Source organism: uncultured Ferrimonas sp., assembly GCF_947489035.1.
GTDB lineage: Bacteria > Pseudomonadota > Gammaproteobacteria > Enterobacterales > Shewanellaceae > Ferrimonas.
In genome coordinates this window covers 66,141-79,190 of the sequence record NZ_CANLCI010000005.1, presented here as the reverse complement: position 1 = coordinate 79,190, position 13,050 = coordinate 66,141, and the positions used below count along the sequence as shown (strand labels likewise).

Sequence of the window (13,050 nt, the reverse complement as noted above, 5' to 3'; positions counted from 1 at the left end):
TGAAGGCAGTCGGCAGCCAAGCATAAGGATTTGCGATGAGCATTACTCAGTGGCCACAGCATGAACGCCCACGGGAACGATTACTGCAACAGGGGCCTGCGGCTTTAAGCGACGCAGAATTATTGGCGATCTTTTTACGCACTGGGGTGCCCGGCTGCAGCGCAGTGCAATTGGCGCGGGATCTGTTGGTTCATTTTGGTGGCCTACCGCAACTATTGAACGCTTCCATGAAGGAATTTTGCGCGTATCGTGGCCTTGGGCAGGCTAAATACGTACAATTGCAGGCCACATTGGAGTTGGCACGTAGAAACTTGGCCAGTGAGGTGGCTCGTAGCTCAGTTTTGAGCTCGCCCCAAGCTGTTCAAGATTACCTTCAAATCCATTTGCAAGGTCTTGAACAAGAACGGTTTTTACTGCTTTTGTTAGACAGTCAGCATCGCGTTATCGCGTTGGAAACGCTGTCTATCGGGACCATCAATGCAGCGACGGTTTACCCACGTGAAGTGGTGAAAACCACCCTCGCTGCAAATGCGGCTGCAGTGATTTTGGCTCATAATCACCCTTCTGGGGTGGCTGAGCCGAGCAATGCAGATCGTCAGATCACTGGTCGTATCCAACAAGCGCTCGCGCTGATTGATGTGCCGGTTTTAGATCATTTGGTAGTGGGCAGCGGTCAAAACTGCTCATTTGCCGAACGAGGTTGGTTGTAATCCTGAGGCTATTTGCTTCGGGTGGCTTGATCTTTGCCTATCAATCTTGTATAAAATGCGCCCTTCGTGTGTCCTCGGGCGACGGCCATACGAGGCACAATGATGCTCGAGCTAAGAATTGGAGACTGAAATGTCTAAAGTATGTCAAGTTACCGGCAAACGTCCGGTAACCGGGAACAACGTTTCCCACGCAAAGAACCACACCAAGCGTCGTTTCCTGCCTAACCTGCACACCCATCGTTTTTGGGTTGAAGGCGAAAAACGTTTCGTTAAGCTGCGCCTGTCTGCTAAAGGCATGCGTATCATTGATAAAAAGGGTATCGAAGTAGTTCTGCAAGAACTGCGTGCCCGTGGCGAAAAGGTTTAAGGAGCTAAACGATGGCTAAAAAAGGCGTACGTGAGAAGATCCGCTTAGTATCCTCTGCTGGTACTGGTCACTTCTACACCACCGACAAAAACAAGCGTGAAATGCCAGAAAAATTTGAGATCAAGAAATTTGATCCAGTTGTTCGTCAGCACGTTTTGTACAAAGAAGCCAAAATCAAGTAATTGCTTTTGGACTCTGAGAAAACCGGCCCTAGTGGCCGGTTTTTTTATGGCTGTGATTTGGTGAAGCGGTTCCGCTCAATTGGTTTATGCCCAGGAAGTTCGTACACTGAAGGCATTGGCTGCTAAGGACGTCGCGATGACTGCAAAGCGCAAAAAATACAACAATATGCTTATCTTGCTGGTGGTTGGCTTGGGGTTCTTGTTGCTGGCAACGGGACGGTTAAGTCAACACCACAACAGCTTGCCACTGTTGCCGGCTGAGGCGAAGCTGCAGTCGTTGGTGTTCGCGGCATTGGTGTTGGAGTTTGATGATGGGGTTTGGCGCAGCAACCCCAGCCTGAGCGACGCCAAGCAGCAATCGCTGCTGCAAGCGTGGCGTAACGCGCAGATGGTGCCGATTGAGGTGCCCAGCCCGAAGCCGGTAGCGCCGGTATTAGTGGACGTATACCTGCAAGATGGCACCTACCCGCAAACCGCTTTGCTGTACCCACATTTAGCGGCCATTAAGATCCATGGGCAACCGCAATGGTGGCGCTTGGTGAATCAAGAGATGGCCACACTATTACCGCAAGGAGAGCAGTAAGTGCCTGAGTTACCAGAAGTTGAAGTGACCCGCCAAGGGATAAGTCCGCATTTAACCGGTGCCGTGGTGCAGCAAGTGGTTGTGCGTAATCCTAAGCTGCGCTGGCCGATTGATCCCAGCATCAGCCACATGGAAGGGCAAACCATTCGCACGGTCACTCGACGGGCAAAATACCTGTTACTCGACACTGCGGCAGGCACCTTGATCCTGCATTTGGGCATGTCGGGAAGCCTACGCGTACTTAATCCGGCCCCTGCGCCCGCCAAGCATGATCACCTGGATTTGGTGTTAAGCAGCGGCGCGGTGTTACGCCTGAACGATCCACGCCGCTTTGGTGCCGCCATTTGGTGGTCGCTGCCGTTGGATGGCCAGCCATTATTGAATCAATTGGGGCCCGAGCCGCTGACCGATGATTTTAATGTCGCGCAGTTACAACAGGCACTGAAAGGCAAAAGTCGCGCCATTAAGCTGGCGTTGATGGACAACAAAATAGTGGTTGGGGTGGGGAACATCTACGCCAATGAAGCGCTATTTTCGGCAGGAATTCACCCGAAATGCAGCTGTGGCAGCGTCAGTAAGGCGCGATTAGTCCGATTGGTGGAAGAGGTGAAGTTGGTGCTGGCGCGCGCCATTGAACAAGGCGGCACCACCTTAAAAGACTTCACCAATGCCGACGGCAAGCCGGGCTACTTTGTGCAGCAGTTGCATGTGTATGGCCGCGGTGGTGAGCCGTGTACGGGGTGCGGCAGCGCGCTGCAAGAGATCAAACTTGGGCAACGCGCCACGGTGTTTTGCGGTAAGTGCCAGCGTTAACCGGTTTTGCCTAGCTTAGCGAGCAACTGTTGCCGCACTTGCGTTGGTAAGAACTGACTAACGTCCCCATCGTGTCGCGCCACCTCTTTCACCAAGGTGGAAGAGATAAAGCTGAACTCCTCCGCAGGGGTTAAGAACACGCTTTCTAAGTTGGGATCAAGGCGGCGGTTCATGTTGGCCAACTGAAACTCATACTCAAAATCCGACACCGCTCGTAACCCCCGCACCAACACCCGCGCTTGATGCTGCTTGGCAAAGTCCACCAGCAGGCCAGAAAAGCCCACCACGGTGATGTTATTCAGCCCACTGCAGGCTTGCTCTACCAGGGCTACTCGTTCCTCTAGCGTAAACAGCGGCTGCTTCGATGGGCTGGCGGCGATGCCAACAATCACTTCATCAAACATCTTGCTGGCACGGCAGATCAGATCAAGGTGGCCGTTGGTGATGGGATCAAAGGTTCCGGGGTAGATCGCTTTTTGGGTCATGGGTTTGTCGTTGATTGGATATTTGATGTAAATCTTAACCTTAACGACTGTGTTGAAGAAACTAGTGAGACAAACGTGGCCAATGTTGGCTATAAATATTTGATATTTAAATATTTATTTATAATTGGTTGTCCTGTTGATTACGAGTTGTATTGATACCTGTCATGATTATGTTTCATAAATCACATGGTGCTCTACGTCAAATTTTTGGTGTGATTCTGGGCTGAAAGCGGACTTTATTGATATATTTGTGAATACAAATTGTTTTTAGATCAAAGTTAACGGGTCATAGATTGCACGATTTTTCTGAAATCAGGAATTTCCGTGGCACGTACTGCTTGCATTTAGGTTAATAAATATGTCAGAGCCAATAAAAACCATTGCAGTCATACCTGCTCGAGGTGGATCGAAGGGAATACCAAGAAAAAACCTCAGGCCAATAAATGATAAGCCTTTGATTTTTTATAGTATAAAAGCATGTCTTGATGCTAAAACTATAGACCGAGTAGTGGTATCAACTGATGATGAAGAAATTGCATTAATAGCAAAGCGATTCGGTGCACAAGTGATCCTGCGTGATAACTCTTTATCCGATGATTTAGCAACCCTTGACCCAGTGATCGAACATGCTGCAGATGCTGCAGAAAAGCTATTTTCTGAAAGCTATTCTCATGTTGTTACGGTTCAGCCTACTTCTCCTTTAGTAACTGCTGAAGATATTAATTCTGTAGTTTCAATTTTATTGGAAAGTTCAGCTAATACTGTGTTGACAGCTGTGGACGATCGCCATTTGTGCTGGACAAAGGAAGGAGAGCGATATGTTCCTGTGTATAAGAATCGTGTAAATAGGCAGCAGCTGGCTGAAAATTATAAAGAAACTGGTTCTGTGCTGGCATGTACGCGAGAGCAATGCAGATCGGGGACTCGAATTGGCAAAAATATTGAACTATCAATTGTTCCTCATGAAAGAAGCTTTGATATAGATACATTTGCAGATCTATATTTATGTGAAGCGCTTTTAAAAAGAAAGCATATTGTATTTGTTGTTACCGGTTATAGTGAAGTTGGCTTAGGTCATGCTTATAGGTCTCTGTTATTGGCAAATGAAATGGTTACTAGTCGAGTCACATTCTTGCTGGAGAAGCGAAGTGAACTGGCTGCGAAATATATAAACAATTATAACTATCAAGTCGTAATGTGTGAAAATGGTGAATTATTAAGAACTCTATCTTCTATGAATCCAGATCTGATCGTAAATGATATTCTCGACACAAGTGAAGAGTATATGACAGAGCTGTCTAAATTAGGATGCAAGATAGTAAACTTCGAAGATTCATCATTGGCTAGTAAAAAAGCCGATCTAGTTATAAATGCACTATACCCACAACAAAACTCAACAGGAACAGTTCTTACTGGAGAAAAGTACTTTTGTCTTAGAGATGAGTTTATTTATCTAGATAAAGTAAAAAGAAAAAATAGGGTCGAGCGAGTTTTAATTACTTTTGGTGGTGTCGATGAAGGTAATGTTACTCATAGAGTTCTTGAAATAATATCTTCTTATTGCAAAAGTAAAAACATTGAAGTGGACGTTGTTATCGGCCCTGGTTATAAATATAAAGATTCAATAGACTTTATAAGAGATACCCATATTAATATAGTTAGTCAAACTAATTCAATATCAGAGTATATGTCAAATGCCGACTTAGCAATTACTTCAGGTGGGAGAACAGTACTTGAGCTAGCTTCGATAGAGATTCCTACGATAGTTATCTGTCAAAACCAGAGAGAAACGACTCATACTTTTGCTTCAGAAAAGAATGGGGTTTTAAACTTAGGTCACCGAGATAGTGTGTCAGATAGTAATATACTTAGTTGTTTCATTGAATTAGTTGAAAACTCTGATAAGAGACAAGAAATTAGTAACCTTTTGTCTCAATTAGATCTTAGAAATGGTAAAAAAAGAGTTATTAAACTTCTCAAGAGTTTTTTATAAAAGGCAACGTTATGAATAAGTTTAACATTAATGGTTTTGAAGTTGGTAATAACTTAAGTCCATATATTATTGCTGAGATCGGCGTGAACCACGAAGGCTCAATGGATACAGCAAAAAGGCTAATATTAGAGGCAAAACAAGGCGGTGCACATGCAGCAAAGTTTCAGTCATATAAAGCCGGTAAGATAGCATCAAAAAACAGTCCAGCATATTGGGATCAATCGAAAGAACCGACTGATAGCCAATTTAAGCTATTTCAGAAATATGATTCATTTGGTGAGGATGAATATAAAGAACTGGCTGATTATTGCAATTCTATAGGGATTGATTTTATGTCAACGCCGTTTGATTTGGAAGCTGTTGACTTTTTAGATAATCTAATGCCAGCATTTAAAATTGCCTCTGCGGACATTACTAATGTGCCATTAATCCGGAAGTGTGCAAGCAAAGGTAAGCCTCTAATTCTTTCTACAGGTGCTGCGACATTGCCAGAAATAGAATTTTCTTTGCAGATTGCTAAAGAAGCAGGAGCAAAAGAAATATCTATACTTCATTGCGTTTTGAATTATCCTACTCCTGATGAAAATGCTCAACTTGGTATGATAAACGTTTTAAAGCGTACTTTTCCTGAAGTTATAGTTGGTTATTCCGACCACGTTTGTCCTGATGAAACTATAAGTGCTTTAGAGGTTGCATCTATGTTAGGAGCAACGATTTTAGAGAAGCACTTTACTCATGATAAGTCCTTGCCAGGAAATGATCATTATCATGCTATGAATAAAGATGATTTGGCCAATTTTGTTAAAAAGTGTGATAGGTACAAATTGCTAACATCAGGTGATAATAAAGATATTTCAAAGGAAAGGGCGGCAAGAAAGCATGCTCGTCGTAGTATTGTTGCTGCTCGTAAAATTATTTCAGGCGAGATCATCACCGAAGATATGGTAATCGCAAAAAGACCTGCACATGGGATTTCTCCTATACACTGGGACACTATTGTTGGCAGCAAAGCGATGATTGACATTGATGAAGATGAATTGCTTCAATGGAATAATATTGATATAGAATAGTAATATAAATAGAACGTGGTGATTTAATAAACCATCACGTTCTATAAAAAGAACGGCACTTATATATCTTTTAATTTTTTTTCAATTGAAGAAAAATTGTTTTGGTTGAATTTTTTTATTTCAACCTCTAACGTTCCTTCAAAAATTTTAATAATATTACAATACTCTTCAAATCCAAGTCCAGATGTAGAGTTGAGTGAAATAATATAAGGTTTTTCCTCACCATCGCCGCCTAACAGTAGTGCTTCTACTGGTAACTTGCTTTCCATAAGGTTAATATTATATTTAGAAATTATATCTAAATAATCACCTTGAGGTTCTCTTGGGTGAATTTTTAACCAAATTGAATTTTGTTTTAAATTTAATTTGGATAGTAGAGTGTCATATATTAATTCCTTCACTGCCCTACTGCTACCAGGAATAGTCTCAATTGGCTGAGTCGCAACAATAATCGTCTTGTTACTTTGATTACTTTTGGAGATTCTAAAAAAATCCCTTATTATTGATTTTGATTTTTTATTGATAAAACCTATGCTTTTAGCTTTATCTACTACGCCAACTGGAACTCTTTCTGGGTTAAATACATTTATAAATCTACAATTATTGCTTTCACCCCATGATGATTCATTTACCTTTAGACCGCGGATTATTCTTATTGGACGTTGAATTGTCTTTGTTCTAAAAGTTTTATAATTAGCTTCACCATCTTCGATAATGGAATATTCACTGCTAAACAAGCGGAATAATCGAGATACTTTACTTCTCTCGTTGAAGAGATACATTTCTTCAAGCGGTCTACCATTTAGCTCTTGATATAAATCTGTGTTATATTTTTTTAAGAATTTGAGTAGATTATTTTTGAGCCACCCATTGCTTTTTATCTCTCTCATTGCTGCGAAGAATGTGATTTTACCCGATACCACACTATTTATTTTTTTAGTCAGTTCTCTTCGCTTTAAAAAATGTATTTTTATATTTTGTGGTAACGATGATGTATCATAGCTATCAGGTTCAGCATTTTGGTAGTCATAAAAAAATACGATGTTAGCCACTATGTTGGGAGTGTTAGTAGCCTTCATGATAGACAAAAGAAGATGTCTAACTGTTGTGCAAATATACAATTCCATACTATTTTACTTTTCTGATATTAATTCATTGTAAATTGATAGTGTTGACTCTACGCCTTGCTCTACATCAAATAGTTCAATTACTCTAGTGCGTGCAGCCTTGCCATATTGAATGCACTTTTCGCGGTCTTGATAGAGTTCAATAATAGCTCCTGCTAGTGCTTTTGCGTCTCCTGGTGGCACCACGATTCCTGTTTCGCCATGTGCAACCAATTCAGCGTTGCCGCCTGTATCAGAGACAACTGCAGGAGTGCCATAGGAGTTAGCTTCTAAGACTGCGCGGCATAATCCTTCTCGTTTTGTTGTTGGAAGAACGGTTAGATCACTTGCTGCAGCCACTTCAGGGGCATCAGTTCGGTATCCCAGTGGAAAAATATTTTCCGGGCAACCGCTTTCAGAAATTATTTTCTTAATTTTTTCATTTTTAGGATCTGCACCAACCAAAAGTATTTTTATACTAGAACCCTTAGGAAGATAGTGTGTTGCATCCATGAGAACGTGCAAGCCTTTTCGTGGCCTAAGGTTGGCTACAAGTGAAATGATGAAGTCATTATTAGAAAAATTCAGCGAACTTAAATCAGCCTTTGGTTTGGTATACCAGCTTTGATCATGCCCTTTGTATACTGTTTTTAATTTTTTTTCTGGATTATAAACATATTTAGCTAAGTCATCTTCAACCGCTTTAGCAACACAAATGATCCTATCCAACCTTGGGTGTAGCATTGTTAAATAACAGGTAGGGTCAAAACGGCTAACATTACCGGTTTGGCCCCGATAAGCAATTACTTTAACGGGTAGTCCTAGAGCTGCAGTTGCTCCATTACTGCAAGCGATGTTGTTATATAAATGTAATATGTCAATATTCTTTAATTTTATTTCTTTTCTTATTCTTTTTATTGTTCTTAATGATAATTTTTTATCAAGAGGATCGGTGATAACTTCGATACCATGATTGGAAAAATACTGGATTAATTGAGATCCAGGGTTACACATAACAGTAATTTTTACTTTTCCGGAATTGTGCATGCTAATAATTTGTGAAGCTTCAGGCCTAATCGGATTTATATTGGTCCTATCATGATGCGTCACAGCTAAAACTTTAATTTTATTCATTGTTAATCTCTATACTTTCCAATAGTTAAGCTTACGGCGCATCTTTAAGTTTCGAATAATATTTAAAGGCTTTTTTCCTAAGTGAGAAGTGCCAGTTTCTATAATTTTGTTAGTTGCATTAACAACTCGTTCTGCACTTTTCCCATCACAGTAAGGATGAAGTTGCTGACGATATGATTCAATTTCATTCATTAGCACTGTTGGTTTTGATAGCACCTCAGAAATTGCATCATTCAAGTCGGATTCATCTTGAATATCTAGTAGGTATGGCATGGGAAACTGAGTTCTAAATGTTACTACCGGCTTTTTTGCCAGGAGGAACATTTGAACCGCTGATGATGTATCACATAACATGACATCTGCAATTTTTATTAATGGGATTAAGTTGTTTGTTTCTACAAACATTAAGCTTTCATCCTCTAATTTTTTATAGGACAATACAGTTTCTTCATCCATTTTGGGGTGAAACTGGACCAGTATCCTATATTTTTTGCTATCTCTTAGTTCTTTTATTCTACTCTTTAGTTTGGGTGCACAAGAGTATTTATGGGAAAATGTAGAACAAAATAATAATACTGGCCTTTTATCTTCGGAACGATATGGATTGATACCCTCTTCTGTGAACATCGGGTCAAGAGTTGGCCAACCAGTTTCTACTACATCAAAAAAACCGTATTGTTTCGATAGTTTAACAAATTCTGATGTTGTATTCGGCCCTTGGGTGCAGTACAGATCGAAACAGCCTCTTATTTCGAAATGATCTAGGCGCCCTCGTCGATTTAGCTTACCTGAGTTGAACCCATGAAAAACTGCGACCTTGACGCCCGGAATAAATGAAGGAACGACATTGCCGGGCACAAAGGTAGCGTTGGGTTTCCATTGCTGGATATCTTTTATGCTGCACAATTGGTGTTCATGGCGTTCGAGTAAGTCGTGATCCACTTCATTGCCTTCTAAGAACCAGGCTACTTTTCCACCATTTTCAATGATATAGCGTTGAATAGGGCGAAGAATGGCGAATGAATAATTTTGATGGACGTACATTAAATAGCGTCGATTCTCACAAGTGGTCACAATTTGCTCGATATTTAGTTCTGCTAAGTTAATCTAATTTTACCTGATTCGTTGTTGCAATCACTAGCGTTGAGTGTTGATGATGCGAGGTAAGGCTAAGCCTAGTAAGCACATCGACTAATGCCAGTATGGTATGCTGGTGAAAAATTTTATTCGGACAATTCTATGAAAGATCTTATTTTTCAGGAGCTGGCAGAGGCTGCAGATGTACTTAATCGTTTTTTGAGCGACGAACTGCAGATAACTGCCATCGAATCTGCTGCAGATTTGATAGTCGGCTCACTGCAGCACCAAGGTAAAGTGCTTGCTTGCGGTAATGGTGGGTCCCATTGTGATGCGATGCATTTTGCGGAGGAGCTGACTGGTCGTTATCGCGATAATCGCCCTGCTTATGGGGCTATCGCCATCTCAGATCCAAGCCACTTATCCTGTGTCAGCAACGACTTCGGCTTTGATCATGTGTTCTCGCGCTATATCGAAGGTGTGGGGCGTCAAGGTGACGTGCTTGTTGGGATCAGCACCAGCGGCAATTCGCAAAACATCCTCAATGCGATTGACGCGGCGAAGGCTCAGGGGATGAAAACCGTGGTGTTGACCGGCAAAGATGGCGGTAAGATGGCCAACCTTGCCGATGTTGAGATCCGAGTGCCGCACTTTGGTTTCGCTGATAGGATCCAAGAGGTGCACATCAAGGTGATCCACATTTTGATTATGTTGATTGAAAATAAGATGGCCGCATCCGCCTAAGTGGCAATGGGTGGCGCATAAAAAAGGAGCTCAGATGAGCTCCTTTTGTGTTTCTGCTCGCCGTGCTAGAAGCGATATTGCCAGTTGCTCCACAATTCAGCATCGGTGCTCGATGACTGATCGCTTGGATCTGAGTGGCTTACTTCTGCGGTCATCTCTAAGCGGCCACCAAACAGCGGCATGATGTAAGCGCCATCCAGTTGAATGTTAGTTTCCGCCTGCGGCGCGACAGGATTACCACCTGGCTCTGCGCGATTAGAGTCGTCGCGGTTGAGATCGAGCCAGCGCAGGTTGAGCTTCCACATGTTGCCATTAGGGCTGAAGCCGATATTGCCAACAGTCAGAGTGTGGGCATCGTTATCGTAGGTGCTACCAAGGGCGCGCTGGTTATAGCGCATGCCAGAGCGATAAACGCTGTGTTCATAAGTGCAGTTTTGCTGCAGCTGACAATCGGTTTCGGTGTCGCTGTACTCAACAAAGGTGGTAACTTGCTGCCCCGCAACAGAGTAGGAAAAATCAAACCCAAACAGTCGACTTACTTTGCGAAATGGCGGAAAACGCGACAGAGTGAAGGAGTCTTCGCCCATGGTTTCAACATAGATGCTGTATGGCACGCCAGCGACAATACTGCTCCACTTAGCATCTACCCCAGCGGTTTGGTTGCCGGGTTGATTTTCAGGGGTAATGCCATCGACACCGGTGTTATCTTTACCGGTGAACATGTTTTTCCACACATCAAAATCGCAGGGTCTGCCCTCGCCACACAACTGAGCTGCTCGGGATACGCCGATTTCGAGCTGAGGCAGAGGTTTCGCTGTGATCCGTATGTCGTAGACCAAGGCATCTTGGACATGGCGGTCTTCATCATTCATCCAGTTGACGCCGGTAGTAAGGTGCCACGGGCCAATCCAAGCTAACCATTTGCTTTCAAAAGGCTGAGACTGATTTCGAGTAAGGTGCACACCGGGCATTGGTCGAGCATTGGTGCTCATTAACAATGCGGAATCCATACCGGGGCCGTACCACTGCGCCACTTGCCCTGCGGATACCACCCAGTTGCCCATTACCACGGCCAAATAGGTATCGTCTAGGCGGAATGATTCATCATCGCGAGGATCGGCGGCATATTGCACGCTGAGGTTACCGGCAAAGCGATCAGAGAGAAACTCAGCTGAGACTTGGCTGCCTAATTTATCGCGATTGACACTGCCAAAGTGTTGAAAGCGAGCATTGGCGCTACCTGCACTCATGGAAACTGAGGTGCTGGCGCCATTGTGGATCTCTTGCATCATTCGATGGCGTACCCGCCGCAAAGATTCAGCCGCCGCCGCACTGAGCTGGTGCTGCGACACATCGTGTAGATCATTAGCAATACCAGACCACATCAGTGGGTATGTGGTTAGTGGAACGCTGATCACCCCTTCGGCACCGAGTCGTTGTAGATCGGCACGAAGATGCAGGTCATCGGGGCTGATCCACGGTGCTGCTGTTAATGGCGACGCGAGCGCAACCAGAGCGAAAATAATTTTCTTCATCTATTTCAGTCGAATTCAATAGGCTGCGAGCAGCTCAATAAGGGGCGGTTACCTGTACGTAAATAACGTGCGGTGCGAATGCGGGCATCATACTACGGAGTCAAGCAGCGCGGTTACCTCTTCCACACTGATGTCCGCCATTAAATCGCTGCCTTTGGCGCGGGTTCCGAATGGGATCTGTGCCAGTGGTTTGGCGTGCTGCTGCTCGATGTGTTGCTGATAAGCTGAGGCCACCAGCTGCTGGCTTAAATAGGGGCCGGTGCGCTTGGGGTTGGAATGGGCATACAGCCCAATCACTGGGGTGCCTTGGGTGGTGGCCATGTGAGCGGGGCCAGTATCTGGCGCTAATACCACGCTAGCGCGACCCAGCAAGGCCAATAACTGTTTCAGCGAGGTTTGCCCAACCAAATTATGGATTGGCGCTTGGGCATGCTGGCAGATCTGGCTGGCCAGCTGCTGTTCACTGGCCGTGGGGCCACCACACAACATCACGCTTAACCCGTGTTGCTGGGCGTGATCGGCCACGGCGGCGTAGCGTTCTGGCAGCCAATTGCGTTCGGCTTTGCTGGCTGCGGGGCAGATGACCAAGGTGGGCGCAGTAATTTGCTGGGCAGCAAACTGCTGTTCTTGTTCTGATAGGGCAAACTGCCAGCGTGGATTGGTGTCGGTTACCCCTAGGGCCTTAGCGAAATTCATGAAGCCGTCCAGTACATGAGGCTCAGTTTGAGCTTCGATGGCGGCATTGGTAAATAACCACTGGCCCTCTTTGGCGCGGGCTTTATCAAAGCCGATCTTTACTTGCGCGCGAATGCCAAGGGTGGCGACCGACGCCCGCAGCGCCACCTGCATGTGCAGTAACACATCAAAGCGGCGGCCTTTCAGCTGTCGCCATAAGGCGCGGTAACCGGCCCAGCCTTGGCGCTTATCAAAGATCACCAATTCCACTCCGGCCAATCCGGCGAGCAACTGCGCCTCTACCTTGCCGACAACCCAAGTGATGCTGGCCTGTGGATGCTGCCGCTGAATGGCTTGCACCATGGCCACCGCATGGCAAACGTCGCCGATGGCAGAGAGGCGCATAATGCAGATGGAGCGGATTTTTGCTGGGATCGACATACTTAAGCTTCGTGGCGGTTAAAGCGGCAAGTGTAAATAAATTTGAGCAACTGACCAAGCGTATTGCGTTCGCTGCAGGCTAACGCCACAATGGCGACACTTTTCTGCTCAATCGCCCCGCGTTACAGGAACCCT

The 13,050-nt window shown here is 44.5% G+C and carries 14 protein-coding genes; 8 read left to right on the top strand and 6 right to left on the bottom strand.

The window, feature by feature from the left end; genetic code table 11:
- The first annotated feature begins 35 nt into the window (after positions 1–35).
- From radC to mutM, 5 genes are all read left to right on the top strand, one after another.
- Positions 36–710 carry a DNA repair protein RadC gene (gene radC, locus Q0796_RS04835; RefSeq protein WP_298440723.1) on the top strand — a complete coding sequence of 225 codons (675 nt, stop codon included), beginning with the start codon at positions 36–38 and terminating at the stop codon, positions 708–710.
- Between the two features lie 130 nt (positions 711–840).
- Positions 841–1,077: a 50S ribosomal protein L28 gene (gene rpmB, locus Q0796_RS04830; protein WP_168662216.1), complete on the top strand. Its 237-nt coding sequence runs from the start codon at positions 841–843 to the stop codon at positions 1,075–1,077.
- A gap of 11 nt (positions 1,078–1,088) precedes the next feature.
- Positions 1,089–1,259: a 50S ribosomal protein L33 gene (rpmG, locus tag Q0796_RS04825; protein WP_168662218.1), complete on the top strand. Its 171-nt coding sequence runs from the start codon at positions 1,089–1,091 to the stop codon at positions 1,257–1,259.
- Positions 1,260–1,395: 136 nt separating this feature from the next.
- Positions 1,396–1,842: a hypothetical protein gene (locus Q0796_RS04820; protein WP_298440720.1), complete on the top strand. Its 447-nt coding sequence runs from the start codon at positions 1,396–1,398 to the stop codon at positions 1,840–1,842.
- Positions 1,843–2,655: a bifunctional DNA-formamidopyrimidine glycosylase/DNA-(apurinic or apyrimidinic site) lyase gene (gene mutM / locus Q0796_RS04815; RefSeq protein ID WP_298440719.1), complete on the top strand. Its 813-nt coding sequence runs from the start codon at positions 1,843–1,845 to the stop codon at positions 2,653–2,655.
- On the opposite strand, the gene coaD is transcribed toward mutM, so the two are convergent.
- Positions 2,652–3,140: a pantetheine-phosphate adenylyltransferase gene (coaD, locus tag Q0796_RS04810; protein WP_298440718.1), complete on the bottom strand. Its 489-nt coding sequence runs from the start codon at positions 3,138–3,140 to the stop codon at positions 2,652–2,654. The two genes, mutM and coaD, sit on opposite strands and share 4 nt — an antisense overlap.
- A 358-nt stretch (positions 3,141–3,498) precedes the next feature.
- On the opposite strand from coaD, the gene Q0796_RS04805 reads away from it, so the two are divergent.
- A complete protein-coding gene (locus tag Q0796_RS04805) occupies positions 3,499–5,133 on the top strand; it encodes a glycosyltransferase (protein WP_298440716.1) in 1,635 nt (544 codons plus the stop codon).
- 11 nt (positions 5,134–5,144) lie between these two features.
- Complete coding sequence (locus Q0796_RS04800) at positions 5,145–6,203, top strand: N-acetylneuraminate synthase family protein (RefSeq protein ID WP_298440714.1); 1,059 nt, start codon at positions 5,145–5,147, stop codon at positions 6,201–6,203.
- 59 nt (positions 6,204–6,262) lie between these two features.
- Here Q0796_RS04800 and Q0796_RS04795 read toward each other — a convergent pair whose 3' ends face one another.
- From Q0796_RS04795 to Q0796_RS04785, 3 genes are read right to left on the bottom strand one after another with little or no spacing between them, the layout of a single operon-like run.
- Entirely contained in the window at positions 6,263–7,330 is a 1,068-nt protein-coding gene (locus tag Q0796_RS04795) for a polysialyltransferase family glycosyltransferase (RefSeq protein WP_298440712.1), read from the bottom strand.
- A 6-nt stretch (positions 7,331–7,336) separates the two neighbouring features.
- Entirely contained in the window at positions 7,337–8,443 is a 1,107-nt protein-coding gene (locus Q0796_RS04790; RefSeq protein ID WP_298440710.1) for a glycosyltransferase, read from the bottom strand.
- Positions 8,444–8,452: 9 nt separating this feature from the next.
- Positions 8,453–9,487 (bottom strand): CDP-glycerol glycerophosphotransferase family protein, encoded by a 1,035-nt coding sequence (locus Q0796_RS04785; protein WP_298440869.1) that lies wholly within the window; start codon positions 9,485–9,487, stop codon positions 8,453–8,455.
- A gap of 150 nt (positions 9,488–9,637) precedes the next feature.
- On the opposite strand from Q0796_RS04785, the gene lpcA reads away from it, so the two are divergent.
- Complete coding sequence (gene lpcA / locus Q0796_RS04780) at positions 9,638–10,264, top strand: D-sedoheptulose 7-phosphate isomerase (protein ID WP_298440709.1); 627 nt, start codon at positions 9,638–9,640, stop codon at positions 10,262–10,264.
- Positions 10,265–10,329: 65 nt separating this feature from the next.
- Here the strand turns inward: lpcA and Q0796_RS04775 are convergent, their stop codons facing one another.
- Both Q0796_RS04775 and Q0796_RS04770 read right to left on the bottom strand, forming a co-directional pair.
- Positions 10,330–11,799, bottom strand: coding sequence for a capsule assembly Wzi family protein (locus Q0796_RS04775; RefSeq protein WP_298440707.1), 1,470 nt, complete (start codon positions 11,797–11,799; stop codon positions 10,330–10,332).
- Between the two features lie 87 nt (positions 11,800–11,886).
- Positions 11,887–12,915 carry a glycosyltransferase family 9 protein gene (locus Q0796_RS04770; protein ID WP_298440706.1) on the bottom strand — a complete coding sequence of 343 codons (1,029 nt, stop codon included), beginning with the start codon at positions 12,913–12,915 and terminating at the stop codon, positions 11,887–11,889.
- Positions 12,916–13,050 lie beyond the last annotated feature (135 nt).

Coding starts and splice junctions, on each gene's coding strand:
- Q0796_RS04800 (WP_298440714.1), top strand. CDS start 5,145: ATGAATAAGTTTAACATTAATGGTTTTGAAGTTGGTAATAACTTAAGT.
- radC (WP_298440723.1), top strand. CDS start 36: ATGAGCATTACTCAGTGGCCACAGCATGAACGCCCACGGGAACGATTA.
- Q0796_RS04820 (WP_298440720.1), top strand. CDS start 1,396: ATGACTGCAAAGCGCAAAAAATACAACAATATGCTTATCTTGCTGGTG.
- Q0796_RS04805 (WP_298440716.1), top strand. CDS start 3,499: ATGTCAGAGCCAATAAAAACCATTGCAGTCATACCTGCTCGAGGTGGA.
- Q0796_RS04775 (WP_298440707.1), bottom strand. CDS start 11,799: ATGAAGAAAATTATTTTCGCTCTGGTTGCGCTCGCGTCGCCATTAACA.
- rpmB (WP_168662216.1), top strand. CDS start 841: ATGTCTAAAGTATGTCAAGTTACCGGCAAACGTCCGGTAACCGGGAAC.
- Q0796_RS04785 (WP_298440869.1), bottom strand. CDS start 9,487: ATGTACGTCCATCAAAATTATTCATTCGCCATTCTTCGCCCTATTCAA.
- rpmG (WP_168662218.1), top strand. CDS start 1,089: ATGGCTAAAAAAGGCGTACGTGAGAAGATCCGCTTAGTATCCTCTGCT.
- lpcA (WP_298440709.1), top strand. CDS start 9,638: ATGCCAGTATGGTATGCTGGTGAAAAATTTTATTCGGACAATTCTATG.
- Q0796_RS04790 (WP_298440710.1), bottom strand. CDS start 8,443: ATGAATAAAATTAAAGTTTTAGCTGTGACGCATCATGATAGGACCAAT.
- coaD (WP_298440718.1), bottom strand. CDS start 3,140: ATGACCCAAAAAGCGATCTACCCCGGAACCTTTGATCCCATCACCAAC.
- Q0796_RS04795 (WP_298440712.1), bottom strand. CDS start 7,330: ATGGAATTGTATATTTGCACAACAGTTAGACATCTTCTTTTGTCTATC.
- Q0796_RS04770 (WP_298440706.1), bottom strand. CDS start 12,915: ATGTCGATCCCAGCAAAAATCCGCTCCATCTGCATTATGCGCCTCTCT.